The organism is Schnuerera sp., assembly GCF_035459645.1.
GTDB lineage: Bacteria > Bacillota > Clostridia > Tissierellales > Tepidimicrobiaceae > Schnuerera.
In genome coordinates, this window is record NZ_DATHXO010000128.1 from 1 (window position 1) to 3,506 (window position 3,506).

General features: G+C 31.7%; 2 protein-coding genes. One reads left to right on the forward strand and one right to left on the reverse strand.

Annotated elements, in window-relative coordinates; translation table 11 throughout:
* A partial coding sequence (locus VK998_RS02970) for an S-layer homology domain-containing protein (protein WP_325225311.1) occupies positions 1-1,688 on the forward strand: 1,688 nt, incomplete at its 5' end.
* A 41-nt stretch (positions 1,689-1,729) separates the two neighbouring features.
* Here VK998_RS02970 and VK998_RS02975 read toward each other — a convergent pair.
* Positions 1,730-3,506: Ig-like domain-containing domain (locus VK998_RS02975; protein ID WP_325225313.1), on the reverse strand; the 1,777-nt coding region annotated here is incomplete at its 5' end.

Consider the following 3,506-nt stretch of genomic DNA (forward strand, 5'->3'; position numbering starts at 1 on the left):
AGACATCGGTTAATATTAACAATTTTATAGGTGGAATTAACAAAATATTAGGCCAAGACTGGGCAAATGACAAATTAACCGAATCAAAAACTAAGATAATATTTGTAATGTTTGATGAAGTTATTAAAAACTTAACTGTTGAAGAATTATCTAAGAATGGAGATTTTAAATTTATTATAAATCTTGAAAATATTGAAGATACTATGAATAAGTACTTAGTTGATAATGTGCGATTTAAATCGGCTTTAGGCCTATCATCTGCTGTAAATGAAATCGTTAAAAAGTTAGAAGGGCCATTTAATGAAGCAAAACCAAAAGGAACAAATTCACTATTGGGAGATATGTTGGTAGCCTTAGGTGGAACTTATAAACCTTATAAAGCTTCAACAGACCCATCAAAACCATCCGATCCACCAGCAAGTGGAGGAGGCGGTGGAGGAGCACCAGGTGGTGGTGGCGGTGGCGGAGCTGCACCTGCACCAATAGTACCTGGAGAGATTGTAGTACCTAAAGAAGAAACTGAGCCTGCTACAGCAACTATAGGCAAAAAAGAAATTACAGTTAAGACAGTAGATAAAGTAATTAATGTGATAGTTAAGGAAAGAGATGCAGTTAAAGCAATAGAAGCTTTAAGAAAAGAAGCAGGTAAAGATAGGGAATCTGCTCTTGTGGTGGAGTTAGATAATGTGTCAGGTACAGATTTGAACATAGAATTATCGGATAAAATATTTGTAGCGTTATCAAAAGAAAAAGTTAATCTTAACTTAGTAGCAAATGATATAGAATTTGCTATACCATATAATGCTTTAGACAATGTAAGAATACCTTCAGGAGCTAAGGTAGTACTAAGAACAGAAGGTGTAGATAAGGATATTGCAGAAGAAAAGGTTGAAGAAGACCAAGATATTAAAAAGGTAATTGACCTTTATCTTGAAATAATTAAAGATGATAAAGTGACAAAAGTTTCTAAGTTTAAAACGCCTGTTACTGTAAAAATAAACATTAGAGGATTAGGAGATAAAGATAAACTAGCTGTTTACTATCTAAATGAAGAAGATAATATATTAGAGTTTGTTACTGGTAAGATAGTGAAGAATCAAGCTATACTTAGACTAAACCATTTCAGCAAATATATAATACTAGAATCTAATAAGACTTTTGAAGATATAACTAACCACTGGGCTAGAACGTATGTAGAATCCATGGTAGCTAAGAATGTAATCAACGGTTATGATGATGGAACGTTTAGACCAGATGAAAATATAACTAGAGCTGAATTTTCAAAAATGGTGATACAAGGATTAGAGGCAGAATTAGTTAAATATAATGGAGAATTTAATGATGTGAAGGCTACAGATTGGTATGCAGATTATTTAGCTACTATGAAGAAATTAGGATTAGTAAAAGGTTATGAAGATGGCAGTTTTAAACCAAATGCAGAAATTACAAGAACAGAAATGGCAACTATATTAAGCAATATTATAGATATAGAAATCTCTAAAGAAGAAGTGGATACAGCATTAGTACAATTCACCGATAAAGACAGTATACCAAGCTGGGCAAAAGATGCTATAGCAAAGGTTGTTAAAGCAAAGATTATGGTAGGTAATAACAATAAATTTGCACCAGTTGATAATACAACAAGAGCTGAATCAGCTACAACTATATATAGAATTTACAATAGATAATAATAAAAAATAGAGACTCCCTAGGAGTCTCTATTTTCATACTATCTAGTATAATAATCGTAGCCATCATATTCAACTATATTACCGCTAGTATCCATTATATATTTAGGTTCATCTTCTAATCTTATAGAATATCCATCAGGGGCATCAACTTTACTATTAATGGTAATTCTTATTGTTGAACCATCAGTATCTAAAGAAGTTGAGTATTTTGTTCTATCAAGGATACCTTCTCCTAATGCTTCTACTATTAGGTCATCTCCAAATAGCGTTGCAACTCTGCTTTCCAATTTTTCAGTAAAAGGTAGGTATATTATGTTACCTCTAGTACTAAGTCTTCCACTACTTGCATTTATACGAGGTTTTACCTCATCCTTTACTGTTATGGAATCTGGTTTAGCTTTTGTTTCTAAAATAGTTTCTATAGAGTTTCTATCCTTTACAGTTAGTTTTCCATCTATAGTAGTTACATCTTTATTATCTAAAGTGATTTCAACTTCTTCTGAACCGTCTCTTCTTACATCGTAAATAGTTCTACCTGAAACACTAAAATCATCTTCTGAAGCATATAGTATAGGTTGGTCAAATACTACTATTATAGTATCTGGCTCAATTAATCTAGCTTCTTTTACTAGTGCATCTCCTTGATTTGATCCATCAAATTTTAATTTTTCTGGTTCTATTAATACTCCATTAGTTGCTTTAAGTCCTCTAACTTCTATTTCTTCAATATTTCCACGACGACCTATATCAACTTTTTTCCTATCTATTTCTTCAGGTAAAGTTATTATATATGTTTTTCCATCATATACTTGACTGAATTCTGTTCCAGTTGGAAGGTACATATATCTGCCATCAAATTCAAGCAAATAATTTCCACGATCTTCTACAGTAGCAGGGTCCATATCTTTACTAAATAAAAGGGTTATTTGATTATCATTTCCTGAGTGACTAACTATTTTAGGTATTTCTACATCATCCATATATATATCTTGAGTATAAGATATTAGGCGATTTTTCATTGTTGTGGTGTCTTCTACATCTTTAATGGTAATAGTATTGGCGCCTATTGGTAAAGGTGCATTTAGATTCACTTTATATTCTCTACCAGAGCCTTCTACACTTCTAATATAGACTTTATTGCCTTTTTCGTCTTTAATATCATAATAAGTTCTTTGTCTTGCGTTTACATTTTTACTATAATAAACGGTAATGGATTTTCCATCTTCTGCAACTGTTAATCCTATTACTTCTGGATTAGTGGTATCTAAGACTGGCTTTATCTTTATTTCTTCATTTCTTAATCTATTATCTGAATAATCTTTTACACTATCTATATACATTGTAATTTCATGGGTAGGCAATGTTTTGCCAGAATAATCTAATATAACCTTATCATTTTGTACTTTTACACTTTTAGGATATCTTTTACTAGAGCCAGATTTCCAGTAAAAGTTGGTTCTTACTACTGAACTTGGATCTATGTCTTCATCAAATTGGATTACTACTTCCTCGATAGTAGCATATTCATCAATTATTTTTGGTGGTTCAGTATCCTTTACTATATTAAAGGGAAAATTTTGGTCCAACGCCCTATAATCTGCATAGTCTACCAATCCAGATACATTTAAAATATGCCTTCCTTCTTCAGGGGCATAATAAGAGGAATAGTATTTTAATGTAATTACATTATCTTCAGTTTCCACTTGGGCAGAAATTTTTTTGTCATTAATTTTAAAATTTGAAGCTCTTGCATTTTTAACTGGTTCTGACATATAGATTCTCAAGCCTTTGTTTCCCAATTGTTTAACATCCTCT